The sequence below is a fragment of the Paenibacillus sp. SRL342 genome (genome assembly GCF_984798905.1).
This window is the reverse complement of record NZ_OZ481790.1, coordinates 4,047,813-4,074,035: the sequence shown is the minus strand read 5'-3', so window position 1 is coordinate 4,074,035 and position 26,223 is coordinate 4,047,813. Positions and strand designations below refer to the sequence as shown.

The 26,223-nt window shown below is 47.9% G+C and carries 22 protein-coding genes; 17 read left to right on the top strand and 5 right to left on the bottom strand.

Annotated features, from left to right (window positions below; translation table 11 throughout):
- Positions 1 to 42 precede the first annotated feature (42 nt).
- Positions 43 to 693 carry a hypothetical protein gene (locus AC4E8D_RS17785; RefSeq protein ID WP_490205039.1) on the bottom strand — a complete coding sequence of 217 codons (651 nt, stop codon included), beginning with the start codon at positions 691 to 693 and terminating at the stop codon, positions 43 to 45.
- Positions 694 to 924: 231 nt separating this feature from the next.
- Between AC4E8D_RS17785 and AC4E8D_RS17780 the strand changes: the two genes are divergently transcribed.
- Complete coding sequence (locus tag AC4E8D_RS17780) at positions 925 to 1,437, top strand: hypothetical protein (RefSeq protein WP_490205038.1); 513 nt, start codon at positions 925 to 927, stop codon at positions 1,435 to 1,437.
- A 5-nt stretch (positions 1,438 to 1,442) separates the two neighbouring features.
- Here AC4E8D_RS17780 and AC4E8D_RS17775 read toward each other — a convergent pair whose 3' ends face one another.
- The 4 genes from AC4E8D_RS17775 to AC4E8D_RS17760 form a co-directional block, all read right to left on the bottom strand.
- Complete coding sequence (locus tag AC4E8D_RS17775; protein ID WP_221821569.1) at positions 1,443 to 2,393, bottom strand: hypothetical protein; 951 nt, start codon at positions 2,391 to 2,393, stop codon at positions 1,443 to 1,445.
- Positions 2,371 to 2,961 (bottom strand): RNA polymerase sigma factor, encoded by a 591-nt coding sequence (locus AC4E8D_RS17770; RefSeq protein ID WP_074095416.1) that lies wholly within the window; start codon positions 2,959 to 2,961, stop codon positions 2,371 to 2,373. The genes AC4E8D_RS17775 and AC4E8D_RS17770 overlap by 23 nt, the downstream gene beginning before the upstream one ends.
- 247 nt (positions 2,962 to 3,208) lie before the next feature.
- Positions 3,209 to 4,441 carry an aminopeptidase gene (locus AC4E8D_RS17765; protein WP_449005465.1) on the bottom strand — a complete coding sequence of 411 codons (1,233 nt, stop codon included), beginning with the start codon at positions 4,439 to 4,441 and terminating at the stop codon, positions 3,209 to 3,211.
- A gap of 91 nt (positions 4,442 to 4,532) precedes the next feature.
- Positions 4,533 to 5,765 (bottom strand): aminopeptidase, encoded by a 1,233-nt coding sequence (locus AC4E8D_RS17760; RefSeq protein ID WP_449005464.1) that lies wholly within the window; start codon positions 5,763 to 5,765, stop codon positions 4,533 to 4,535.
- A gap of 210 nt (positions 5,766 to 5,975) precedes the next feature.
- Here AC4E8D_RS17760 and AC4E8D_RS17755 point away from each other — a divergent pair, with 210 nt between their 5' ends.
- From AC4E8D_RS17755 to AC4E8D_RS17680, 16 genes are all read left to right on the top strand, one after another.
- The gene (locus tag AC4E8D_RS17755) at positions 5,976 to 6,248 is read left to right on the top strand and encodes a hypothetical protein (RefSeq protein ID WP_047843332.1); all 273 of its coding nucleotides are present in this window, start codon (positions 5,976 to 5,978) and stop codon (positions 6,246 to 6,248) included.
- Between the two features lie 180 nt (positions 6,249 to 6,428).
- Positions 6,429 to 7,238: an MBL fold metallo-hydrolase gene (locus AC4E8D_RS17750; protein WP_076217060.1), complete on the top strand. Its 810-nt coding sequence runs from the start codon at positions 6,429 to 6,431 to the stop codon at positions 7,236 to 7,238.
- A 179-nt stretch (positions 7,239 to 7,417) separates the two neighbouring features.
- Positions 7,418 to 8,428, top strand: coding sequence for an aldose 1-epimerase (locus tag AC4E8D_RS17745; RefSeq protein ID WP_490205037.1), 1,011 nt, complete (start codon positions 7,418 to 7,420; stop codon positions 8,426 to 8,428).
- A 132-nt stretch (positions 8,429 to 8,560) separates the two neighbouring features.
- Entirely contained in the window at positions 8,561 to 9,949 is a 1,389-nt protein-coding gene (fumC, locus tag AC4E8D_RS17740) for a class II fumarate hydratase (RefSeq protein ID WP_490205036.1), read from the top strand.
- Between the two features lie 176 nt (positions 9,950 to 10,125).
- Positions 10,126 to 12,870: a CHASE3 domain-containing protein gene (locus AC4E8D_RS17735; protein WP_490205035.1), complete on the top strand. Its 2,745-nt coding sequence runs from the start codon at positions 10,126 to 10,128 to the stop codon at positions 12,868 to 12,870.
- Between the two features lie 426 nt (positions 12,871 to 13,296).
- A complete protein-coding gene (locus tag AC4E8D_RS17730; RefSeq protein ID WP_490205034.1) occupies positions 13,297 to 14,919 on the top strand; it encodes a PucR family transcriptional regulator in 1,623 nt (540 codons plus the stop codon).
- Positions 14,920 to 15,158: 239 nt separating this feature from the next.
- On the top strand, positions 15,159 to 16,664 hold the full coding sequence (gene pucL, locus AC4E8D_RS17725; protein WP_490205033.1) for a factor-independent urate hydroxylase: 1,506 nt from the start codon (positions 15,159 to 15,161) through the stop codon (positions 16,662 to 16,664).
- A complete protein-coding gene (gene uraH, locus AC4E8D_RS17720; protein ID WP_221821561.1) occupies positions 16,664 to 17,041 on the top strand; it encodes a hydroxyisourate hydrolase in 378 nt (125 codons plus the stop codon). Before pucL ends, uraH begins: the two co-directional genes overlap by 1 nt.
- 43 nt (positions 17,042 to 17,084) lie before the next feature.
- A complete protein-coding gene (gene allB / locus AC4E8D_RS17715; RefSeq protein WP_490205032.1) occupies positions 17,085 to 18,488 on the top strand; it encodes an allantoinase AllB in 1,404 nt (467 codons plus the stop codon).
- On the top strand, positions 18,485 to 19,792 hold the full coding sequence (locus AC4E8D_RS17710; RefSeq protein ID WP_490205031.1) for a Zn-dependent hydrolase: 1,308 nt from the start codon (positions 18,485 to 18,487) through the stop codon (positions 19,790 to 19,792). The genes allB and AC4E8D_RS17710 overlap by 4 nt, the downstream gene beginning before the upstream one ends.
- Positions 19,793 to 19,798: 6 nt before the next feature.
- Entirely contained in the window at positions 19,799 to 21,040 is a 1,242-nt protein-coding gene (locus tag AC4E8D_RS17705) for a pyridoxal-phosphate-dependent aminotransferase family protein (RefSeq protein ID WP_490205030.1), read from the top strand.
- Positions 21,034 to 22,629 (top strand): gamma-glutamyltransferase, encoded by a 1,596-nt coding sequence (ggt, locus tag AC4E8D_RS17700; protein ID WP_490205029.1) that lies wholly within the window; start codon positions 21,034 to 21,036, stop codon positions 22,627 to 22,629. The genes AC4E8D_RS17705 and ggt overlap by 7 nt, the downstream gene beginning before the upstream one ends.
- A gap of 45 nt (positions 22,630 to 22,674) precedes the next feature.
- The gene (locus tag AC4E8D_RS17695) at positions 22,675 to 23,997 is read left to right on the top strand and encodes a 5'-deoxyadenosine deaminase (RefSeq protein ID WP_490205028.1); all 1,323 of its coding nucleotides are present in this window, start codon (positions 22,675 to 22,677) and stop codon (positions 23,995 to 23,997) included.
- A 42-nt stretch (positions 23,998 to 24,039) separates the two neighbouring features.
- The gene (locus tag AC4E8D_RS17690; RefSeq protein WP_490205027.1) at positions 24,040 to 25,320 is read left to right on the top strand and encodes an XdhC family protein; all 1,281 of its coding nucleotides are present in this window, start codon (positions 24,040 to 24,042) and stop codon (positions 25,318 to 25,320) included.
- Positions 25,292 to 25,933, top strand: coding sequence for a nucleotidyltransferase family protein (locus AC4E8D_RS17685; RefSeq protein ID WP_490205026.1), 642 nt, complete (start codon positions 25,292 to 25,294; stop codon positions 25,931 to 25,933). Before AC4E8D_RS17690 ends, AC4E8D_RS17685 begins: the two co-directional genes overlap by 29 nt.
- A 132-nt stretch (positions 25,934 to 26,065) precedes the next feature.
- Positions 26,066 to 26,197, top strand: coding sequence for a hypothetical protein (locus tag AC4E8D_RS17680; RefSeq protein ID WP_490205025.1), 132 nt, complete (start codon positions 26,066 to 26,068; stop codon positions 26,195 to 26,197).
- Positions 26,198 to 26,223: the final 26 nt, after the last annotated feature.

Sequence of the window (26,223 nt, the reverse complement as noted above, 5' to 3'; positions counted from 1 at the left end):
TGTATGGTGACGTAATGGTCGTCGTACAGCTTTTTTGCATGCTCATGATTCTTTGGGTGCATGAATGACAATATCGGCGTAACGATTCTCCGTGACCAAGCTATTCTCGATAGAAATTCGCTTATAAGTGACGTAAACATTCTCTCCCGGAGCAAGATCATACTGGATATTCAGCTTTTTTCGAGTGGATTGGGTTGTTGTCGGTGTCTTAATGGTGATGATGGCGTACATAGGCGTATCGACAAAAGTAACCTCGTGAGAATTGTAGTCCCCCACCTTAGTGGTGGATAACACGGGATTTTGCTTAAACTGGGTCAGGTGATCATTCACCATGCCAAGTGTTACGGGTAACACATAAAACAGAAGTACCAGAGGCAGAAGGCAGAAAGCAACCCCGAAAACACGTAAAAATTTGACATGGGAAAGGGTTCGGCTGCTCTGCTTGAGGAAAAGAAAAGCAAGGATGGGGGACAGTACAAGTCCCCAGATCATAAAGGGCAATACATAGCGGTCAATCCCCATGCTTATCCAGCTTTCCCGAGCTGTAGCCAAGAAATATATTAAGGTCACTGCGGTAATCGCACTCACCAAGATAACAAGCCAACGTTTGAACGAGCCGGAAACTTCGATATGTAGTTCATTCGGATTGGAGCTGTGACGATGCCTTTTGGATTTGGATTGAAATTTACTCAAGTTATACACCTCATTTGCAAATCTTGTTGGTTAATATGGTTTCGTGTATCCATTACCCAATACATACGGGCTGGAATAATTTAGGTTTCAACCATGCTGGAGATTCATGCAAAGACAAAAGACGCTGCCGACAGAAACATCGGAGCGTCTAATTTTTTTGAAACCTGTCACCTGATCCGTCCGTTTATACCCTTACACAAAATCAAGTATGGAAGCGGAGGATGGATCAATATGCGGAAAATGAAAACGAAGAGTGCAGCATCTATGCTAAAAATAACCTTTGTTGCCTTGTTAATGGTGCCAACAATCCTGGTTATACCTACGTCCGAACCAGCCGTTGCAAGCCAGATGATCAACGTGTCCTCTGGTGCCCTTACACCCCCACCTCCGCCGGAACCATCCATCCATTCGCTTGTTAACACTCGAGAACTTGGACATATCTATCAAGCGGTCGGTGCAGTCATTCCTGGGGGTGGACTATCGGCTATCGTCAATACCAAGACCATGACATATACAGCAATGAAGACACTTTCCGTAGATTATCGACTTGAGCGCTGGACAGGAACAGCATGGGTAACTTTTAAAACGAGTTCCAACAATGCAACGAATACAAACTTACTGAATGCCGCATCGGATTGGACCGTAATGCCAGGATATTATTATCGCGTTACCAGTATTCATACAGCGTATGATGGAAGTACCACGGAAACAAGCAAACATGTCTCTGGCACCGTGTTATTCTGATCTTATCAACGGGTGCTACCGGGAAACTTCTGCTCTTGGAAATCGTTGGCAATAGCAGTCATTTCTTCTTCCGAAAGGGTGCCAAACAGACTCATATTGTTGGAACCCATCATCCACTGAAAGGAGTTATAGGGTGGGCCGATATACATCAGTGCTTCCGATCCATCCGCCAGCTTTACGGTGCTCATATCACGAAGCATGGCCCCTTCAATTTTCTCCCCAGGCATGACATAGACATAATCAAACTGGATAATCTCATCCTCTATGCTCTTGCCTTCACTGGTATATTGAACTCTCATTTGTGTGGACTCATAATAATCGTCTGGATTCACAGGGTTTTCAGTATCAAGCACGAGTTCGAATTTGACCTTGTTGAATCTCTCGGGAATGGCATTGGATAACAGAAAGTCACCCATGAACCCTTCGCGTGCGATCTCTTCCGTAACAAGTACTGGACGAAGCAGGTGGCTCGATAACTCATACGAAGGTGTATTAAGAGCTTCTTCTTCCTGTACTTTAAGAATGTCGTCTAAGCTGGTTTCCGGTGGTGGAGGTGTTTTGGCTGTTGACGGATCAGCCCCCAGATGGGTCGTGCGATCCTCGATGATAATGGATTTCATGCCATTGCCCCAATCCTTGATGGATTGCACAAAAGGGGATACCGCTTGCGTACCGGACGGCAGGCTGAAAATAACGGCTCCGATGGTCACGGACGCTGCTACGACAACTGAAAGTCGTAAGGTACGAATTCTTTTTTTACGTAAACCGATTCTGTTAATTTCCCTGTGTACCTTCTGCCAGGATTGCTGCATGGATTCGGTATGGGAGGCGGAAGGGGCAGAGACGGCCTGATGGAAAGCTTCATCAAAAGCCAGGTCAAACGCAGCGTCGAAATATTCGTCTTCCAGCTCTGAATCGAATGGCTCTACGTGCTTATCGGACTTGCCTTTGCTCAATGCTTCCACCCCATTCCTTATGTAATTTCTTCTTGATACTGCCACGGGCTCTGAACAAACGTTGTTTCACAATGTCTTCGGAGGTATCCAGCAGTTCGGCCATCTCTCGGTAAGAGAGACCTTTTTTCCACCGTAACTCCACCAGTACACGGTATTCCGGTTTGAGCTGTCCGAGATAATATTCAATGGACTCTTCCATCATCTGCGTTTCTACCATGCTTTCCACGGAAGCTGCCGTCTGATTCATCGTCTCCATATCTATAAAAACACTATCCGTATCCAATTGGTTACGGTTATTTTTATTTTTTCTCAGATAATTAATAGCTGTGTTCCGTGTGACAACCTTGAGCCAGGCTTTCAGTTTGACCTCGTCTTCAAAGATGGGTTTGTTTTTAATGATTTTGATAAAAGCTTCCTGAATAATATCTTCTGCTGCAGCACGCTCCTTGATGATATAAACGATAAGACCATGTACCATATTATAATATTCATAATACACTTCTTCTTGAAGTGCAGAGCCTAAATTATGGAAATCTGAGGCTAGTAATAACTGGAGCCGATTGGCCATGATGTTCTCCTTTCTGGTGAACAATCCACAAACATTGGTATCATTACATTTTACAACATAATATGGAAACGATACAATGGGATGTTGGTCCGGGAAAAACCAGTTGAGAGAAGTGTGTATAACATGCGGGAAAGTTTGCTTAAGATTAATAAAAGGCCGTCTCGCCAACCATGAAAAAATGGTTGCAAGACAGCCTTTTCGACTGTTCAGAGAAAATACATTAAGGGAGATAACTCTCCGTAATCAGTTAGAATGCCCAGTCTCCCTTAAGGAAGATAGCTTCACGTTCGCCGTTTGCCGTGATACCGTAGATGTCCGTCTCGGGTGAGCCCATCATGAAGTCCACATGGGTGATGCTGGTGTTCATGCCACGGGCTGCAAGCTCTTCAGGAGACATCGATTTGCCACCTTCGATATTGAATGCATAGGAACTGCCAATCGCAAGATGGCAAGACGCATTTTCATCATACAATGTAGTGTAATACAGGATGCCACTCTCAGAGATCGGTGAATGGAAGGGAACCAAAGCGACTTCGCCGAGGTAATGAGAGCCTTCATCCATGGAAATGAGTCTTTCCAGCGTATCCTGACCTTCTTCAGCTTGAAAATCAATGATACGTCCGTTCTCAAATGTGAGTGAAAAACGATCAATGATACTGCCGCCATAGCTGAGTGGTTTGGTGCTGGACACCTTACCGTTAACACCGTGCTTGGCTGGAGCGGTGAATACTTCCTCTGTCGGGATATTGGCGACAAAAGGGGTGCCTTGCTCATTCACGCTACCAGCCTGCGCCCAGATATGACCTTCTGGAAGCTCGACAGTAAGATCCGTCCCTGGGGAGAGGAAGTGCAATGCTTGATACTTCTTGTTGTTCAGGGCAACGGCTTTGGTCTCCAGTCGTTCAATATGCTGTTCCCAAGCCGCTACAGGGTCCTCCAGATCGGCTCTCACCGCAGCAAAAATGGCTTCCCACAGCTGGCTAACCTGCTCGGCTGCCGGGAGATCCGGGAATACTTTGGCTGCCCAATCGGGGGAAGGACAAGCCACACCCGTCCAGCTCATTTTATCCGCCTGTTGATACTGACGGTACTTGGCCATAGCCTGACCAAATGTACGTTGATGGGTCGAGATCCGCTCCGGGTCAATACCTTTCATCAGGTCTGGGCTGGATGACAATACGGTCAGAAAGGCTGCATTATTGGCCGCCAGTTCTTCAAGCTCCGCTGCATGCCATTTCGGCGGCTCTTGGAAGGATTCCTCAGGGGCCATCTCAAACCGCAATCGATTGACGGTTTCATCTCCGTATTTTACAATCACCTGCTTGGCGCCAGCTTCATATCCCTTACGTACCAGCAAACGTACGAATTCAGCGGTATCAATCATCGCAGAGATGACAAATACTTGTCCTGGTTGCACGTTAGCACCTACTCTTACAGCCAGTTCAGCGTAACGATCCAGTTTTTGTTCAAAACTTAACATATGAGTTCCCTCCAATTGTTGAATTTTCGACCTGTTGACGCAGGAAAAGAGAGGAGTAATCTCCTCTCTCCTAAATCACATCAAACGGTTATTAAAATGCCCAGTTTCCTTGCAGGAAGATCGGCTCTTCCGCGCCTTCGGAGGTCACACCGTGGATGTTCATTTCTCCGGATCCAATCATGAAGTCTACATGAGTGAGACTGGAGTTCATGCCACGTTCAATCAACTCTTCTTTGGACATCGTTTTACCACCTTCCAGACAGAAGGCATAGGCATTACCGATAGCCAAATGGTTGGAGGCATTTTCGTCAAAGAGTGTATTGTAGAACAAAATATTCGTATCCGAAATTGGTGACTGATGTGGAACGAGGGCTACTTCACCCAGATAGTGTGCACCTTCATCCATCTCGATCAGGTTTTTGAGTGCATCGAGACCTTGATCAGCGGTGTAATCTACGATTCGACCGTTCTCAAATGTAAGGGAGAATCCGTCAATCAGGTTGCCACCGTAGCTCAGTGGTTTCGTGCTGCGCACTGTACCGTTAACACCTGTTTTCAGCGGAGCCGTGAATACTTCTTCGGTAGGCATATTGGCAATAAAGACATGTCCTTGCTCATTCACACTTCCACCGGATACCCAGATATGGCCTTCTGGAAGTTCAATGGTCAAGTCTGTGCCTGGAGCTGTATAGTGAAGTTTTTTGTATTTCTTGTTGTTCAGCAGATCAGCGCGGGAATCCAGGTTTTGCAAATGGGTTTTCCATTCGGCAACAGCATCATGCTCACCGATCCGTACCGTTTTGAAAATGACGTCCCACAGGCGATCCACTTGCTGTGCTTCTGGAAGATCCGGGAACACTTTAGCTGCCCATTCCGGAGAAGGAACGGCCACGATAGACCAGCTGAATTTGTCAGCCATCTGATAAGCACGATATTTTTCGAGCGCTTTGCCGCGCACTTTTTGGCTGGTAATAATGCGTTCCTGCGCTACACCGTTCAGCAGATCAGGATTTTCAGCGATGACGTGCAGAATAGCGGCACCTTCTTCAACAAGTTCAGTCATTTCAGCTGCAAACCATTTCGGTTCAATGGAGAAGGCTTCATCAGGTGCAAGATCGTAATGAAGACGTGTAACGGTTTCATCGCTCCAGTTTACTTTGACCAATTTCGCACCTTTACCGTAAGCTGCTTTGACAATCAGTCGTACAAAATGTGCTGCCGAGATTGGAGCGTTAACCACGAGTGTCTGTCCAGGATGGACATTGACACCGACTTGTACAGCCAGTTCAGCATATTGCTGCAGATTCGTTTCAAAAGTGTTCATGCTATTTTTTCCTCCAATGTGATAATAATATCGTAGCTTGTTGGCTATTATAGTCCTCATTACAACTATGTAAGGACTCAGAATGGTTCCTTCATTGAATAAGGTATACGTTGCTACGTTATATATTGTACAATTAACCAATAATAATTACCAAACTAGGTTTACCAGAAATGTTGGAGACCGACTGTAGATGAAAGATTAAAGGAGAGAATGATTGTGAATATTGAAATTATAAGTGCTGAAATGCGCCGTGAAGGTGAAAAAGGATACGTGGGAAATACCGTTTACCGCACAGAAGGCGAAAAGTCAGTATATGAGATTACCTTCATGAGCAAGAACGGAAAAGATTGGGACTATAGCTTGCATTTCACGGAGCAATCCGGTGATGAAGAAGAGTTACTGCGTATGGACGAGTTGCTTGAAAATGATGACGATCTGTACAATCAATTGCTCGATGCTGCTTTGGAGGCATTTCCGGCTTAACTAGCCGAGATGTTCTTGTTCTATTGTGTTGTGTCGATGACTATACTAGACGGTGTATGCCCGAAACAGGGTGTATACCGTCTATTTTATTGGAAATGTTGAATAGATGATCCAGAAAAGGGAAGTCTACGAGATGAATGGAACCAGAGAGACAATCCGCCTAATGGGAGGTAACCGTGAATGGCATCTGACAATCTGATTACAGAAGGGTTGACGGGACTTGAAGAAGTCGCGCCCGATATTCTCAGTTTACGTACACTATTCGTTAATGTCGTGTTCATCGGAGAGCCAGGAAGCAGGAACTGGGTCCTCGTGGACACCGGAATGGCGAGGTTCACAGATCATATTGTTCAGGTTGCAACAGAACGATTTCAAGGTCCGCCGTCTGCGATCATATTGACGCATGGTCACTTCGACCATGTAGGAACCGTTATTGAGCTGGAACAATTCTGGGGTGTGCCAGTGTATGCTCATCCGCTTGAAATTCCGTATTTAACGGGATTAAAAGATTACCCGCCAGCGGACCCTTCTGTAGGTGGAGGTTTAATGTCCAGGTTGTCATTCGCATATCCCAATGAGGCGATCAATCTGGATGATCGGATATTCAGTCTACCCAAAGATCATTCCGTTCCAGGTCTATCAGGATGGGAGTGGGTGCACACGCCAGGTCATACGCCTGGACATGTGTCGCTGTTTCGGGAAGCAGACCGTTTGTTAATTGCGGGAGACGCGATCATCACAGTGAAGCAGGAGTCGCTGTGGAGTGTATTGCTTCAGGACAAACAGTTGCATGGTCCACCTTCCTATTTTACAACCGATTGGCAGGCTGCTCATCAATCTGTCCAGCATATAAGGCATCTGGAGCCGAAACTTGCAATTACCGGGCATGGGCATGCCTTGAGCGGAGATATGCTGAGTGAATCCTTGAAGCAGCTTGATCTGGACTTTGAAGAGAGCACTGTGCCGGATCATGGCAAATATGTGGATTAATTGAACCATCCTATGAAAGACAGCAGAGACAGCCGTAACGTATTACAGCTGTCTTTTTCCTGTCTTTTTTGTCTTTCTATTATGAATTTGTTCTCTATCATAGATTGGTATTTTGCGCTCGGGCATGATATAGTCGAGCCGTATAATATAACCTTAGTATGCAGGAGGTACATATAACGATGACACAGCAAAATGCAGCATTTGAAGAACAATTTGGAGGGATTCCGGCCGTTTGGCTTCGTTTTAATCAGTTTGAAGCGGCAGTTATTCCAAGCGTGGGTGCCAACCTCGTTGCTTTCCGTGATACAGAAAAGGGTTTCCGTTACTTGAGAGAGCCGAATCAGGATCAGATGGATGAATTTATGGCTGCACCTGCGGTCTATGGAATTCCGATTCTTTCTCCACCAAACCGTTATGAGGATGGACGTTTCCCGTGGAATGGTAAAGTCTATCAGTTGCCTGTGAACGAACCGGCTACGGGTAACCATTTGCATGGATTTTTGCATGATGCCGAGTGGAAGGTCGAGGGATACGGTTCTGATCAGCTGGAGAGTTATGTGTTGCTTAGTCAGGACGTGAAAGAAGGACATACATTCTATCAGTACCTGCCGTTTACGTTCACGGTGACGCTTCGTTACTCTTTGAGCAGCCAAGGACTTCAGCAACAATTGATCGTCCGCAACAACGGGACTGAATATATGCCGAATTTGTTTGCATTCCACACGGCGATTGCTGTACCTTTTGCACCGGACAGTCAGGCCTCGGATTACACGGCCAAAGTTACAATTGGACAACGTCGTGAATTGAACGAGCGATCTCTGCCAACAGGACAATTTCAACCGCTTACACCTGAGGAAGAACAATTGAAAAAAGACGGGGTTAGTCCGTTCTTTGCTGCCATGGATAATCATTACACTGCGGAGCCGCAGAGTGGACGTAACTATATGGAACTTACGGATCACCGTACTGGAGACAAACTGGTATACGATGTGGGTACTTCGTACAAACACTGGATGATCTGGAACAATAACATGGGTGGCGAATTCTTCTGTCCTGAACCACAGATGAACTTGGTTAACGCTCCTAATGTTGAAGGCATACCTGCAGAAGAAATCGGATTGATCGGTTTGGAACCAGGTGAACTATTCGAACAGAGCAGCCGATTGTATCCAATTGCGTCACAAAAATAATTCACGCTCATTTTGCGCTACGCTTACAATTTTGTCAAAAAGGTGAAAACCTGCTCGCAAATCATGTATAATATGACGAGATACACAAGCTTTGTAGAGACCCAAACCATTTTTTTGGAGGAGGACAAGCAAGTGGAATACCGCATTGAGAGAGATACGTTAGGCGAAATGAAAGTACCAGCCGACAGGCTGTGGGGAGCTCAGACGCAGCGCAGCAAGGAAAACTTCCCGATTGGCAGTGAACATATGCCGATGGAAGTTATCCGTGCCCTTGCCATTTTGAAAAAAAGTGCTGCGGCCAGTAACCATAAATTAGGTAAATTATCTGCGGCTAAGTCCGATGCTATTGCTTATGCAGCAGATGAGATTATTGCAGGCCGAATTGATGACCATTTCCCATTGGTAGTGTGGCAGACTGGTAGCGGAACACAATCCAATATGAACGTGAATGAAGTGATTGCGAATCTGGGGAACCAACTGCTGGAGCAAAAGGGCAAGGAAGAGCGTCTGCATCCAAATGATGACGTGAATATGTCCCAGAGTTCTAACGATACATTCCCAACGGCTCTGCATGTCGCAGGTGTTCTGGCTGTTGAGGATCAACTCTTGCCGGCCATTGCGGTATTAAAAGCTACTTTTGCAGAGAAGTCGGAGGCATTCAAGGATATTATCAAGATCGGACGTACCCACCTCCAGGATGCAACACCAATTACACTTGGTCAGGAGATCAGTGGTTGGGAAGCCATGCTGGGCAAGAGTGAGCGCATGATCCGTGAAAGTATACAGTATCTGAAGGAGCTTGCGATTGGCGGTACAGCTGTCGGAACGGGCATTAATGCGCATCCGGACTTTGGGGACTTCACTGCCAAGGAGATTGGCAAACATACAGGGAAAGATTTTGTATCTGCACCTAACAAATTCCACGCACTTACAAGTCATGATGAAGTTGTATATGCACACGGTGCGGTTAAAGCGCTTGCAGCTGATTTGATGAAAATTGCCAATGATGTTCGCTGGTTAGCCAGTGGTCCTCGTAGTGGATTGGGCGAGATCCGTATTCCGGAAAATGAGCCAGGCAGCTCCATTATGCCGGGTAAAGTCAACCCAACTCAGAGCGAGGCCATTACTATGGTGGTTACGCAGGTCATGGGTAATGATGCAGCGATTGGTTTCGCGGCAAGTCAGGGTAATTTTGAGCTGAATGTGTTCAAACCGGTTATCATCTATAACTTCCTGCAATCCGTGCAACTCCTGGCGGACTCCATTATTGCGTTTAATGACAAGTGTGCCGTAGGCATCGAGCCTAACCTGGATCAGATTGAACATAATCTGAACAACTCGCTTATGCTGGTTACAGCGCTTAATCCGCATATTGGTTATGAGAATGCAGCCAAAATTGCGAAGCTTGCGCATAAAGAAGGCTTGTCTTTGAAACAGGCGACGTTACAAACGGGCCTGCTTACCGAAGAGCAATTTGATCAATATGTCGATCCGGCCAAAATGATCGCTCCAAAGGCCTAAAATCAGCCATAATGAGCAATATAGATCACTGAAGAGGACGACCTGCATAAGCAGGTCGTTTTTCTTATGATTACCGATGAACTTAAAGCTTGTCAGACTATACGTATACATATAAACTACATATGCACCAGTTTTAAATTAATTATGGGATTCGTATATATTTGGAGGTTTCCGCGTTGTCAAAAACGAGAAGATTTACGATACGCTCCAAAATTTTATTGGGCTATCTTGTGGTTGTGCTTTTGTTTGGAGCTGTTCTGCTAGTGCTTACGGCCCAAATTAATGTGTTACAGAAGGAAAATGATTTTATCTCCCATCATGATCTGGAAGTACATAATCTGACCAACGCGATTGAAAAAAATGTCTTGAACATGGAGACAGGACAGCGTGGATTCATGATTACAGGCAATGAAAGTTACCTGGAGCCTTATTCCCAAGGCATATCCCAGTGGAGTTCCAACTATGATCAGCTGAATGCTCTCATTAGTGATAACCCTTCACAGCAGCAGAGTCTGGAGAATATCAAAGCACATATTACACGCTGGATTGAAATCGCTGGGGAACCGTCTGTGAACTTAAAAAAGCAAGGTGATCAAGCCGAGGTCATTGCGTTCTTCCAATCTGACCCGGGTAAAACGGAAATTGATCTCTTGAGATCTCAGCTTACGACCTTCCGTAACACAGAAATTGCTCTGACGGAAGCAAGAGTAACCGATCTTGCCAGACGAAGTTCCACCCTGCTGACGATTATGTACACGCTGTGGGGTATTATTGCAGCATTATCCATTGCAGCTGCGATTGTGATATCAGGAAATATCGTCAAAACGTTGCGAGATGTTATGCAAACCATTAGTGATATCTCCAAAGGTGGAAACCTGAAACAGCGGATTCAGGTGCGCACACATGATGAAGTGGGAGACCTGGGCCACGAAACCAACAAATTACTGGATGAAGTACAGGAACAGAATCGGGTCAAGGACCAGATCACAGGGATTGCCACACTCTTACAGAACCCGACCAATCTGGAAGGATTGTCCCGCTTGTTCCTGAACGAGATTGCCATGTTGTTTGAAATTCCCTATAGCGTCTTATATTACTGGAAAGACAATCGACTGCTGCGCGTGGCTGCATATGCTGGGGATGGAGAGAAAGAACGTTCGCTCGGTAAAGTGTCGCTTGCCCCGGGTGAGGGGCTTGTGGGTCAAAGTGCTGTGGAGAAGCGAGTTCTACGCATGAATGATCTGCCGCAGAACTATATCCGAATCTCTTCAGGTCTCGGGTATACATCCGCCACATCACTTACCGTAGTACCGGTCTTGTTCGAAGGCAGAACGATTGCGGTAATCGAGCTTGCTTCAATGAAGCCATTGCAAGAGAATGATATGAAGCTGATGAAAGAACTGACGGATATTTTTGGTGTTTCACTACACTCTACCGTCACTCGTATGGAATTACAGCAATTATATGATGAGTCACAAGTTCTGAATGAAGAATTACAGGCACAATCGGAGAAACTTCAGGCTCAGACCGAAGAGATGTTGTCTCAGACGGAGGAACTGCAAATGCAGACCGAAGAGCTTCATATGCTTAATGATCGCCTGGAAATACAGAAGAGTGCTGCTGAGACATCAGCCAATGAACTTGCAGTTGTGGCTGATCAGTTACGAACAAGCTCGGGGTACAAATCCGAATTCTTGGCGAACATGTCCCATGAACTGCGGACACCGCTCAACAGCATGTTGATTTTATCCGAAATATTGTCTGAGAATAAAAACCAACACTTGAATAGTGAAGAACAGAACTATGCTACGGTCATTCACAAGTCGGGCAAGGACCTGCTGAATCTGATCAATGATATTCTGGATCTGTCCAAGGTAGAGGCCGGGCAGATGGAAGTGGATTTCGATGATGTTTATCTAGGGAGTCTGCCTGAGGTCATGAATCAGTATTTCCTGAAAACAGCGGAGCAGAAAAAAATAGATTTCCGAATTCAACTCCAAAGTCCTTTGCCGGAAACAATCGTGACAGATGAGATGAGATTGCACCAAATTCTTCGAAATCTGCTCTCTAACGCATTTAAGTTCACCAGTGAGGGTGAAGTTGCCTTAACGATCTCCAGCATGAGTCTAACTCATCCGGTAGCCAAAGACCAAGAGACCGACGTGATTGCTTTCTCCGTCAGTGATACAGGGATTGGCATTGCGGATAACAAACTTCTACAGATCTTTGACGCATTCAAACAGGCGGATGGGGCTACGGCACGTAAATATGGTGGAACGGGACTTGGGCTGTCGATCTCTCAATCGCTTGCGACTCTGCTGGGGGGTTCAATCTCTGCAACAAGTCGCGAAGGACATGGCAGTGTGTTTACGCTATTCCTGCCACTGCGAAGAGATGAACCTGAGACTATGAATGCATCGCGTTTGTTCCTGAATGAGGTGGCTACCACTACACCTGAGGTCAATAAGATTCCTTCATTGACTTCCGAACAATCTGATGTTTTATTAACACCTCTGGAAGAAGCGTTGCTCAGCGGACGCCAAGTGCTTGTCGTTGATGATGATATTCGAAATGTATATGCGCTGGCTAACGCTCTTGAACAATACGGCATGAATGTTATTTCAGCGCAGAACGGATACGAGTGTCTGGAACTTTTGGAGCGCGGAGGAGTAACGCCTGATCTCATCATGATGGATATCATGATGCCGGAACTGGATGGTTATGAGACCACTCGCCAGATCCGTGAACGACTTGGCATGACCCAGCTTCCGATTATTGCGCTGACAGCCAAGGCGATGAAAGAGGATCGGGAGAAATGTATTGCAGCAGGTGCTTCGGATTATCTCAGCAAACCACTGAACATCAAAGAAGTATTATCCCGCATGAAATTATGGATGAATCACGAAACATTGGAGATCTGATCGTAGTTGAACTAAAAGTTATTTACACTGACACTACGATGACAGAACAACCCTCCAATCGCTGTTATCCCCAGATTTTTTCGATTCCCTTTTTCAAAGGGGAAAATCCGGGGATAAAGGCGAACGCTTCGCTTTTTCAGGTTTTTTCTGCCCTCTCCGTTATCGTGTAAATGGATTACTTCAACGTTATGTGGATCATAGTAACTTATAAAACCTATGCCGATTACAGTAAATTGCGCTGTAATTAGGTCATAGGTTTTATTTTTTTGCCGTGTAAGCTTTATTCAGAAAATTGATGTTATAATACTTAACAACAAATAAAAGTTAAATGCATAAAGATGGATTTAATTAGAAAAATCATGCGAAATTTAGTTTCGTTAACCAGAATGACATTATATTGTGTTATATATATGGGAGGTAGTGTCCATGCAACTTACGGTTAAAGAGGCTTTACAGGTATACCCGTTGTCAGAGGCCAAACTGGTTGCGGGTGGGGAAGGGACTTCACGGATGATGAAATCCGTTAACGTCATGGACGCTCCTGATATCGCGGATTGGATCAAATCCGGAGAGATGCTGTTCACCACCGCTTTTATTATGAAAGACAGTGAGACGGATGCATTACGTTTGATGCGACGTTTGAATGAACGCGGCTGTGCAGGACTCGGCATCAAGCTGGGACGTTTCTGGCAGTCCATTCCCCAAGGTATTGTCGAAGAAGCAGATCGACTTCGTTTGCCGCTGCTCGAGCTCCCCTTTCAATTCACCTTCTCGGACCAGATGAATGCCTTGTTCAAGGCTGAACATGAACGTAGCAACCGATTGCTGCATGAGGTCGTGCAGAAGCAGAAAAAATTAATGCAGTTTGCACTGCAACAGCAGCCACATCGGAATGTGTTTGCCGAACTTGCCACGGTGCTGAACTATCCGCTTGCCGTCATTGGTTCACGTGGGCATGTACTGTATGGTAGTGAAGGCATTGCAGGGGATGCTGTAACCCAAGGCTGGCCTTGGAAATCCGTCATGCACCGAGTGAAATGGAATCAGGGAAGTTGTCATCGCGTACCGATTAAACAAAATGATGAAGAATACGGATCGTTGCTTGTGTTTACCGATTCAGCCTTATCCCTTCGAGCGGAGGAAGAGCTGTTCCAACAGGCTGCGGATGTACTGGCATTTTATATGGATATGACTTATCGTGAGCATATTAATCCGACCGTGCAAGATGAGATGCGTACACTGCTTTCACAGTATCTGGATAACAAAATGACTGTTCAGGAATTGATCACCTTGAGTGAAAACAAAGGTGTACATTTATTCCAGGGAACTTATCAGTGCGTATTGATCACACTTGAGCCGACTGTATTTGCCGAGGGGAAACTGCTTAAACAGATTCATCGCGAATTACAGTATAATCCGCTGATGCAATTCACGGCTTCACAGCATTTTCAGATTGAGGATGGCATTCTGTCCATCTACACCTGCCCAACAGGGCGAGATTATGGAGAGGAGCTGTCAAGTTTTCTCTTGAGCCGTTTCGGTGATGTTCTGGCAGCTCAAGAAGCGAAAGGAGCACCGGCTCCGCGTTTCTGGATCAGCAAAATGAAGCATGAACCCAAATCGCTCCGTGAAGCATACCAGGAGTGTCTGGATACACGACAACTGGCTCGTCGATTCGGCATGAAAGACCGTGCGTTACAATTTGAAATGCTCGAATTTGCCTATGTGTTCCAACACGTACCGGATAACATCATGGAGAACTACTGCAATAAAGTACTCGAACCACTACTTGCCAGGGACGGTGACCCCAATCAGGTGCTGATGAATACATTGGAGTCCTTTATCGAGAATGACGGGCTGATCAATGAAGCTGCCAAGCAGCTGTTTGTGCATCGCAACACCGTTACCTATCGGATGGAGAAAGTCGGCAGCTTGCTGCAAATGGACTTTAAGAAGACAAATGATCTGCTGAAGTTGAAGCTGGTATTCACCTTCCGCAAGTTTGTTCGGGATAAAGCCGCTGCAAGACCATACAATGTCCAACTCTAAACCGCACATTGTGCAACATGACAATGCTACCGAGTTAGACCCCCAAGAACCGCATTCCCTTGATGGAGTGCGGTTCTTTCATGTTTGAGGACAACAAAAGCTGATTTTCCCGTGCACAGCAAACAAATCGCAACTATGATGTTATGTTATATTACAAAATTGCGTAAATATTGTTGTCGCGATATTGAACGACACTTAGAATGAAGAACAATAATCCACAACAGACCGGAGGTTCTAACATGAGCGACTTAATTAAACTTGTTAACAACTGGTCTATCACACAGTTCGTGCATACGTTTGGCGGCTTATTTGAGGAATCACCATGGGTGGCTGAGCGTGCCGGGCTTCTACGACCTTTTGATTCATTGGAACAGATGATGAAAGTGATGAAAAAAGTGGTTCAGGCATCGGATGATCAGGTGAAGTTGCAGTTGCTTCGAAATCACCCGGATCTTGGAGCACGAATCAGCATGAGCAGCAACTCCGTTCAGGAGCAGGCTGGTGCAGGACTTGATTCACTCTCACAAGAGCAATACAACGAACTTCAACAATTAAACAAAGCATATACAAGCCAATTTGGCTTTCCATTCATATTAGCCGTAAAAGGCCATACCGCAAGCTCCATCCTCGAATCCATGCGGCAACGTCATTGCCGAGGCAAGGAAGAAGAATTCGAGACTGCCTTGAAGGAAGTATTCAAGATTGCGGGCATTCGCTTGGAGCAGTGGCTCGCACAGATCGGTCATGAACATGAGTTCGTGAGCAAACCAGCCGCAGTGCAGCAGCGGACCATGTATTACGGCAAAGGGGATGTGTGGATGTATCGTTCCTACGCCAAACCGTTGACGGGCATACAGTCGATCCCGGAATCTCCGTTCATGGGACGCAGTAATATTCTGTTTGGATTGAACATTAAGGTCGCTGTGCAGGGTGATGAATTCTTGCCTTCTTTTGCAGAAGGGGATAATTCGCTGGTGGTCGCAACCGATTCGATGAAAAATTTCATTCTCAAACATGCAGCGGATTACACAGGAGCGACGGTGGAAGGGTTTCTTGCGATGGTAAGTCGGCGTTTCCTGGAGACGTATCCGCAGATGAGCAAGGTTCAAATGACAGCGGACCAGATTCCGTTTGAAGATATACCCATTGGATTAGAAGGAAGTTATCGACCGAGTGCGCTCGTATTTCGTTATTCGCAGAATGATCGTGCGACAGCTGCCGTGGAAGCAGAACGAACAAGAGACTCGATTGAACTCAGCAACCATTTCAGTGGTGTAGCCGATCTGAGACTGATCAAGGTCAAAGGCAGTGAATTTGCCGGATTTATGCAGGATGAATATACCACTCTTCCAGAGACAAGGGATCGACCGTTATTTATTTTCCTGAACATCAATTGGCGTTATGAAGATCCGAGAGATGGCATCGACGATCAGCGTGGACGGTATGTAGCGGCGGAACAGGTCAGAGATTTGGCTGCTGCGGTATTTCATGAGTGTCGATCCGCTTCCATTCAACATCTGATCTACCAGATTGGACGAAGGTTATTAAGTCGATTTGAGCAACTGAGTGAGGTTTCATTTGAATCCAACAATCGGACTTGGGAGACGGTGCTGGAGGAAGTGAAAGAGGGAGAAGGCAAAGTATTTACCGAGCCGAGACCACCATATGGATTCCAGGGTTTCTCGATGACAAGGGATGATCTGGGAACAGACGGCCGTAACGCCGGGAAAGAAGGTGACGTCTGATGTCGATATCTGGTGGACGAATTACAACACATGTGCTGGATACATCCAAAGGCGTGCCTGCTGCGGGTGTTCGGATCGAGCTGTATACCCTGAAGAGGGATGGAGAACAGGAAAGCAAGCTAAAAGTGGCTGAGTCGGTGACCAATGCAGATGGACGTTTGGATGCACCGCTGCTGGATGGAGGCAAGTTGGAGTCAGCCATATATGAGCTTCAATTCCATGTCGAGAGTTATTACGCACAGCGTTCGTTGGAGGAGCTAGGCCAAGCATTATGGACGATTGTTCCGATTCGTTTTGCCGTATCTGATGCCTCAAGCCATTACCATATTCCATTATTGATTGCTCCAGGAGGTTACAGTACATACCGGGGAAGCTGAATATGTACACATCCGGTTCTGATTCAGGGGGAGGGTCATCCACATGACAACATTTGATACCATCATCCGGGGGGCCCGGGTGGTGCTGAGAGATCGGGTAGAACAACTGGATATTGGCATCACTGGTGAGAAAATAACGGAACTATCCACGCGGCTGACCGCTGGTGAAGCGACTTGCATCATAGAAGCTGAGGGGCTTACAGTGATGCCGGGTGTCGTGGACATTCATGTACACTTCAATGAACCTGGACTCGCCAGTTGGGAGGGATTCCGATCGGGTTCGGCAGCCCTTGCCGCAGGGGGAATCACAACCTATGTCGATATGCCACTTAACGGCGTACCACCAACCACGAGACCAGAAGCATGGGAGATGAAAAAGAAAGCAGCGGCAGACCAATCGTACGTTGATTATGCGTTCTGGGGAGGTTTGGTTCCCGGCAATCGTGAGGAACTTGCTCCACTGTCACGGCTGGGTGCTGCCGGATTCAAGGCATTTATGTCCGAGCCGGGTGGAGAAGGGGAAGATATCTTTGCCAGAGCCGATGACCATACGCTACTGGACGGGATGAACGAACTTGCCAAATTAAACCGTGTGCTGGCACTTCATGCAGAGGACGAAGGCATGGTTGCCGAACTCGGTGCAAAAAGCATTGCTGAGGGAAAGACTGAACCGATGGATTATGTCCGGTCCCGTCCTGTGGAAGCCGAAGTCGTCGCGGTTGCGCGGGCATTGAGATACGGTGAACAGACCGGGTGTGCGCTGCATTTTGTGCACATTAGCACCCGGGAAGCCCTGGATCTAATTGCAGAGGCTAAACGGCGTGGGCAAGACGTCACTTCGGAGACATGCCCTCATTATCTGACGCTGACCGATCAGGATGTGATCCGATTGGGTGCTGTGGCAAAATGCGCTCCACCGCTTCGTAGCTCTTCCGAGCAGGAGCAGTTATGGGATGCACTGACGTCAGGATTAATTGATGTTATTGCCTCAGACCATTCGCCATGTCCGCCATCCATGAAACAATCCGATAGCTTTTTTGAAATCTGGGGAGGTATATCCGGAGCGCAAAGCACACTGCTGATCATGCTGGAGGACGGACATCTTCAGCGTAATATAAACCTCCCGTTGCTCGGAAGAGTACTCTCCCTTCAGCCTGCCAGAAGGCTTGGTCTGGAGAGTAAAGGGGAGATTGCAATTGGCAAGGATGCAGATCTGGTCCTGATTGACTGGGAGAGAAGCACAACCCTGAACACGGAGGATCTGCTCTACACGCATAAACAGAGCCCTTATGTGGGACGTACATTTAAGTGTCAGATTGCAGACGTATTTTGCCGTGGGCAGCGTGTTTATAACTCGGAATCCGGATTATCTCCTGAACCTATTGGGAAGCACATTGCAGCCTACTCCTCGAGTCCCATCGAAGCGGGAATGGAGGAGACGTCATGACGGAGTCTGGAGTATACCGGTCATCCGGTACAAATAATGCACCTCTTCCTTTGCCCAATGTAGAACAGGTGGAGCTGCAGGCCATGCTTGACTGGCTGTCGACATACGGTGCGGATGCACAGGGCGGTGTCACACGACTGTTGTATGACACGGCCTGGTGTGAAGCACAAGGTGCCGTTGCAGCCAAAATGCAGGAGAAAGGGCTGTCTCCCGAATTTGACCAGTCCGGTAATCTGTATGGCACACTCAAGAGCGAGGGTAAGGAATCAGCGACTGGTGCTGAAGAATTACCGATTGTCACCGGATCACATATAGATACGGTGGTGTATGGCGGCAAATATGATGGTGCTTACGGTGTGGTGGCGGGTGTCCTTGCTTTGGAGTATTTGCAGAAGCATTTTGGAGCACCGAAGCGCACACTTCAAGTGGTATCGTTATGCGAAGAAGAGGGAAGTCGATTCCCTTTTGCGTATTGGGGTTCACGCAGTATAACAGGAATGACAGTTCTCGAGGACGTAGAGCATTTGAAAGATCAAGACGGCCTTACCTTTGCACAAGCGATCCGCGATGCGGGCTTTGGACCCGATAGTGCATATAGACCTGCCGCGAAAAATTACGGTGCCTTTATTGAGCTTCACATTGAGCAAGGTCAGGTTCTGGAACGTCTTGGACATTCGATTGGAGTTGTATCCGACATTGTAGGTCAGAAGCGATTCAGTATCACCGTAAGCGGTGAAGCGAATCACGCGGGGACGACGCCGATGTCCTGGCGCAAGGATGCACTTGCCGGAGCAGCCGAGATGATTGCTGCGGTAAGGAGTATTGCATTGGATGCAGGCGAACCGCTCGTAGCCACGGTTGGGCGAATCACGGCCGATCCGGGTGTTGGGAACGTGGTTGCAGCCCGGGCGGTGTTTTCACTGGATATCCGCCATATCCGGCAGGAGAGTATTGATCGCTGCTGGCAGGATATGCTTCAAGCTTTTAGTCGAATCGCAGCCGAGCAGCAGCTTGGACTGGACTGGGAAGAACATCTATCTGTCACACCCATCCCCATGAATGCGCAGATGATCTCAGACATTCAGGATACCTGTGAGCAGGAGCAGTTGTCCTACTGGTTAATGCCAAGCGGCGCGGGACATGATTCGCAGATTTTTCAGCCGGCTTGTCCAACGGCCATGATTTTTGTGCCGAGTCAGGACGGTATCAGTCATAATCCACTTGAATATACAGCTGAAGCAGACCTGATGCACGGTTTTCGGGTTCTGGTCCGGCTACTCTATAAATACGGTTACGGGAGTTGAATGAAGATGTCCAACTATAAAGAGTTATCTCCGTCCTTGCGGACCATTATGACCCCGGGCCCCGTTGAGGTTGATCCACGCGTACTTAGAGCATTATCTTTTCCGATCCTGGGGCAGTTTGACCCGGAGTTCACATCTTTGATGAACGAGACGATGGCGATGCTACGAGAGTTATATATAACAGATAACGAGTGGTGTTATCCAGTCGATGGTACATCCCGTTCAGGGATAGAAGCTGTGTTGGTCAGTCTGATCCAGCCCGGTGATAAAGTTCTCGTTCCGATCTACGGACGATTTGGACATTTGCTGGTTGAAATCTCGGAACGCTGTGGTGCCGAGGTTGTTTTTTTTGAAACGGAATGGGGAACGGTATTTGATCCGGAAGAAGTGATCAAGGCTATTCATACCCATAAACCGAGTCTGGTTGCGATGGTTCACGGTGAGACTTCCACCGGTCAGATGCAGCCCCTTGCCGAGATTGGCAAAGCCTGTCGCGAGCTTGATATTTTACTCGTTGTAGATGCTGTGGCAACCATTGGCGGGACACCCGTGGAGACGGATGCCTGGCATCTGGATGCGGTGATGGGTGGCACGCAGAAATGCCTGTCCGTTCCTTCAGGAATGGCACCTCTCACGTATAACAGTCGTGTGGAGCAGAAACTGATGAGCCGCAAAACAGTTGAACGCGGACTGCGGGATGCAACCAGTGCGCGGGCAGAAGGCCGCACGATTGCCAGTAATTATTTTGACCTGAGCCAATTGCAGGATTACTGGAGTTCGGCACGGTTGAACCATCATACGGAGGCTACCTCCATGCTCTACGGTCTTCACGAAGGATTACGCATTCTGCTGCAAGAAGGATTGGAGGCCAGGTTCCAGAGACATCTGGTAAATGAACGTGCGTTGGTCGCTGGAATTCAAGGAATGGGACTGCAACTGTACGGGGATATGTCAAGCAAACTTCCGGTGGTCACTTGTATCACGATTCCGGAGGGGATTGATGGTGAGTCGGTGCGCAGCATGTTGCTGAACGATTTTGGTATTGAGATTGCCAGTTCATTTGGACCGTTGAAAGGACAAATCTGGCGGATCGGTACAATGGGATTCAGCTGCCAACGCAAAAACGTACTTCATGTGCTCGGAGCGCTGGAAGCTGTTCTATTACGTCATCGTCACGTATTACCAGCCGGTGAAGCGGTGCAGGCCGCATTGGATGTGTATGCAGGGAAGGAGGGCGCCTTATGTTAAATCAGATGCCAATCTCCAGGGAGGTCATGGTTACTACTCCTCATTATCTGGCGAGTGCAGTGGGAAGCTCCATCCTCCAGCAGGGCGGGAATGCTTATGATGCTGCTGTTGCGGTCAGTGCAGCTCTGGGTGTGGTATATCCGCATATGACCGGACTTGGCGGGGATGCCTTCTTCCTGATTCATGACGGAGCCAGCGGTGAGATTACCGCCTATAACGGAAGTGGCCGCTCAGCCGCAGGCATTCATGCGGATACGTTCAAAGCGATGGGCATGAATGCCATTCCTCAGCGCGGAGTACTTAGTGCCATCACGGTTCCGGGAATGGTGGATGCCTGGTGGGAAGTCTGGTCCCGGTACGGTAAGTTACCGTGGGAGCTGTTGCTTGAACCTGCCGTGCAGTATGCGGAAAAAGGATGCCCTGTATCCCGGAATCTCCGCCTGTGGATGGAAAGGGATGAAGAGTTCATTATGGGGCATACACCGCTGAGAGCGGTATTTGCGCCTTTGGGTACACTTTTGCAGGAAGGTGAGCTGCTGATCCAGCCTGATCTTGCTGCCTCCATTCGTCTGATTCAGACGGAAGGTCGAGATACTTTTTATACAGGAGAACTCGCGAATCGTCTGACTTCGGCTATTCGTGAGGATGGGGGCATGCTTGCACCAGCAGACTTTGCAGGGCATCGGGGCGAGTGGGTGAAACCCGTTAGCACGGAGTATCGTGGCTATGAAGTTCATCAGATGCCGCCCAACTCGCAGGGATTCTCGATGCTGATGATGTTAAATATGCTGGAGCATACGGATCTGTCCTCTGTAGCACGTACCTCACCGGAATTCTATCATCTGATGGCGGAAGTGGTGAAAAAGGCGTTTCGTGATCGTGACCGTTATCTGACGGACCCGGATTTCAGGGACATTCCGCTGGATCATCTGTTATCCAAGGGTTATGGAGACCAATTGTGGAATGAGATTCAGGCTGCTCCACCTGTGGCACAGCCATTTTTGTCCAAAACGATAGGTCAGGACACGGCGTATGCAGCGGTTGTGGATAGCGAAGGCAATGCCGTTTCATTCATCCAAAGCCTGTATTTTGACTTTGGTGCAGCCTATGTCCCAGGGGATACGGGGGTTATCATGCAGAACCGGGGGTCGTTTTTCTCCCTAGATCAGAGAGATGCCAACGTACTGGAACCGAACAAACGCTCATTCCATACCCTCATGCCGGGCCTTGTTACACGAGATGGCAAACCTTATATGCTCGTGGGTACACAGGGGGGAGAAGGCCAGCCGCAGACACAATTATCGGTGCTTACCGGAGTGCTTGATTATGGGCTGAACATTCAGGAAGCGATTAGCCTGCCACGTTGGGTTTATGGACGTACCTGGGGCGAAGAAGGCGATACGATGCGTGTGGAGAACCGATATCATGATGACGTATGTGCAACCCTTGCCCAGTGGGGACATAACGTTGAAGCGAGAGCGCCGTGGGACGGTATTATGGGACAGTCGCAAGGCATTGTCATTCGGGAGGACGGCATGATCAGCGGCGCAGCAGACCCTAGAGGCGACGGTATGGCTATTGGATGGTAACAGCTACATGAATACTATAGACAGACACAGATAGGGGAGATTGGCATGGGAACGATCCTGTTGAAAGGCGCACAGCTTGTGACGATGAATGCAGAAGAGGAAGTGTTCATCGGAGATCTGTTGATCGAGGATAACAAAATCAAGGAGATCGCAGCGCACATTGACGTTCAGGCTGACCAGGTCATTGATGCTCGTGGCAAAGTGGTGTTGCCAGGTTTCATCCAGACGCATATTCATCTGTGTCAGACCTTGTTCCGTGGACGTGCGGATGATCTTGAACTGATGGATTGGCTCCGTCAACGCATCTGGCCGCTGGAAGCAGCGCATGATGAGGAGTCCGTCTATTATTCGGCAATGCTTGGACTTGGCGAATTAATCTCCAGCGGAACGACGACCATTTTGGATATGGAGACGGTTCATCACACGGACTCGGCGTTTCAGGCGATGGCACAGAGCGGCATCCGGGTCATCTCCGGCAAGGTAATGATGGATCATGGAGACGAAGTTCCGGAACCCCTGCGTGAGGATACAGCGACTTCGCTGCAACAGAGTGTGGATCTGCTGGAGAAATGGAACGGGTTTGGCGGAGGACGCATTCAATATGCTTTCTGTCCACGCTTCGTTGTATCGTGTACCGAGGAATTGCTGGTAGAGGTGCGCGACCTGTCCAATAAATATCATGTCAAAGTCCACACCCATGCCTCCGAGAATCGCGGAGAGATTGAACTGGTCGAACACGAACGCGGAATGCGTAACATCGTATACCTCGATCATATCGGTCTGGCTACCCCCAGATTGGTGCTGGCACACTGTGTATGGCTGAGTGAGGAAGAGAAGGAAATCATCCGCAAGCGCGGTGTCAAAGTCACTCACTGCCCTGGATCAAATATGAAACTTTCCTCCGGGGTAGCCGATATTCCAGATCTGCTGAATCGTCAGATCGCCGTTGGGATTGGGGCCGATGGTGCCGCATGCAACAACAATCTGGATATGTTTCAGGAGATGCGCCTCACAGCGCTGATGCAGAAGATTCCTCATGGTCCAACAGTGATGGATGCCCGGACCGTATTGCGTATGGCTACCATGGGTGGTGCAGAGGTGCTTGGCTTGTCGAAGGAAATTGGCAGTCTTGAAGTGGGCAAAAAGGCAGATATGCTGCTGCTGGATCTGGATGATTTCCACACGTACCCTTCCTATGAGACGGATGTCTATTCCCGCGTAGTGTACTCCGCAACACGTAGCTGTGTGGATACCGTTATTATTGACGGAAGTATAGTGCTCAAGAATCGTAAGATTCAGACGATTGATCGTGGCATTGTGCTGCGTGAGTCGGATAAGAGCATTGCGAGATTGATGAAGCGTATCTGATCGAAGGAAGTTTATGCGATTCCAGAAAGGATGGAGACCGATATGGAAATGCATGATCTGTGTGCAATTGCAGCCCGTGAAACGCGCTGCGTGCTCGCAACGGCGATCAAGGTAGAGGGTCATGCTTACCGTAAGCAGGGAGTCTCTATGCTGTTGACCGAGGATGGCAAAATGATTGGCAGTATCAGTCCGGGATGTCTGGAGAGTGATCTTCAGGCCCGGGTGAGCCGTGTGCTGGATACAAACCAGATGGAATTCGCGGAGTATGACATGCGTCCCGAAGATGATCTGTCCTGGGGGGAGACGATTGGCTGCGGCGGACTCGTTGTTGTGTTGCTTGAACCTGTGTGTGGTGAACTCCGATATACGTTGCATAAGATGTACGAGTGTTTTCAATCCGGCATTGCAACAGCGTTAACCCGAACGTTCCAAGATGATTATACGAAGGTTCAATATGGCTGGAAACGGATTGAACTAACGAGTACTCCGCGCCACGCAATCATGCGTCCTTCGCTCGTCCCTCCTCATGATCGCGTGACGAATTATAATCCAGCTTCATTGCAAATTGAGGTACAGCACAGCAGTGGTAATATCAAGCATGAACATTCGGTATCAAAACAACATTCTCCCGAAACACCTCGCCTTACGCTTGTGCCTGGAGTGGTAACTGCTACGTCAAACGAATCTCACTCTTCCCATCTATCCGGTGATTCACAACATATCTCTGATACTGATGCTGAAATACCGACAAATGACGGGGGTTCAACGAATCCCTGGGACCTTCCGCAACAACTCACGTCGCTGTACACGCCTAAGCCTCGCCTGATTATCGTCGGAGCCGGGAATGATGTTATTCCTGTTGCCAGACTCGCCGGGTCTGCAGGATTCCGTGTTGTAGTAGCCGATTGGCGAGAGTCCTTATGCACCTCGGAACGATTCCCTGAAGCTGAACTGGTAATGGGTTTCCCGTGTGAGATTATGCCTTTGTTAAACGTGCACAACGGAGATTATTTGATTTTAATGAGTCATAATTATCCCCGCGAACGTGAACTGTTGGAGATGTTAGTGGACTGTGAGTACGCGTATCTTGGCATCATGGGTTCCAAAACACGAACAGCCCGTCTGCTGGATGGCTTACCACCGTTGAAATATGTGCATTCTCCCGTTGGATTGAGCATCGGAGCAGATGGGCCCGAACAGATCGCCATCAGCATTGCAGCGGAATTGATCGCATGTAAACAGAAGGTCTCTTCCTTGAGTTCTGAGGTTCAGAAGGGGAGCGTTGCACATGCGAATGACGGGCATAGTTCTGGCAGCAGGTAAGAGTCGTCGTCTTGGTCGGGATAAACTCGCGGTTGTCATGCCAGACGGGAGGTCCCTGGCTGCATGGTCACTGGAAGCTGCGCTGAATTCGGAGTTGGATCAAGTGGTTTGTGTGGTCAAACCGGAAGATTCGTTGGCATGGCTGCCTGTAAAATGGTTTGATTCTGCCGCGTATGCCTATCATCCCACAGCAAGACTTCGAATTGTGGTCTGTGCTGACTATGCCTGCGGCATGGCCAATTCTCTTCATTCTGGCGTGTTGTCGGCCATGGAGTACAAACCGGAGGGCATTCTCATGTTACTGGGCGATCAGCCTTTATTACAAGCACAGGATATCAATCGGGTGACCAGAGCACTGGCTACCCACAACCTGTGTGACTATGTCGCAGCTACCGATGGTGAGGGAGGCAAGCCGCCTGTTGCTTTTCGCTCCCATATGTTCGGGCCTCTGTTGTCTCTACATGGAGATGAAGGGGCACGCAAGATTATGCGCAGCGCTAATTATTCAGGTGTACATGTACCACTGTCTGAAACTAGTTTCTGGGATGCGGATACAGAACCGGAATTGGAACGCATTCTGAGTCATGTATATGAATCGCAGCAGACAGACTAAATAACAGGAGCAGATTATTAACTATGTATAATTTAATAACATGATCAGGTCATCCAGGCAGTCTGGTTGGCCTGTTTGTCTTCTTTTATCATGTGGTGAAAGAGAGTTTGTGTTAGCTTTCGATAGATCATCATGCATCAAGCACAAATAGAACGCAGGTTTTATACATTTATCCAAAACGATGTGAAGGTAATTGACGTTGCTGTTGAACTCTCATATGATTTGAAGAATTATCTGGATCAGACGGTTGAATTTCCTGCCTAAGGAAGAGAGAGAAAGGGGGTGCAGCG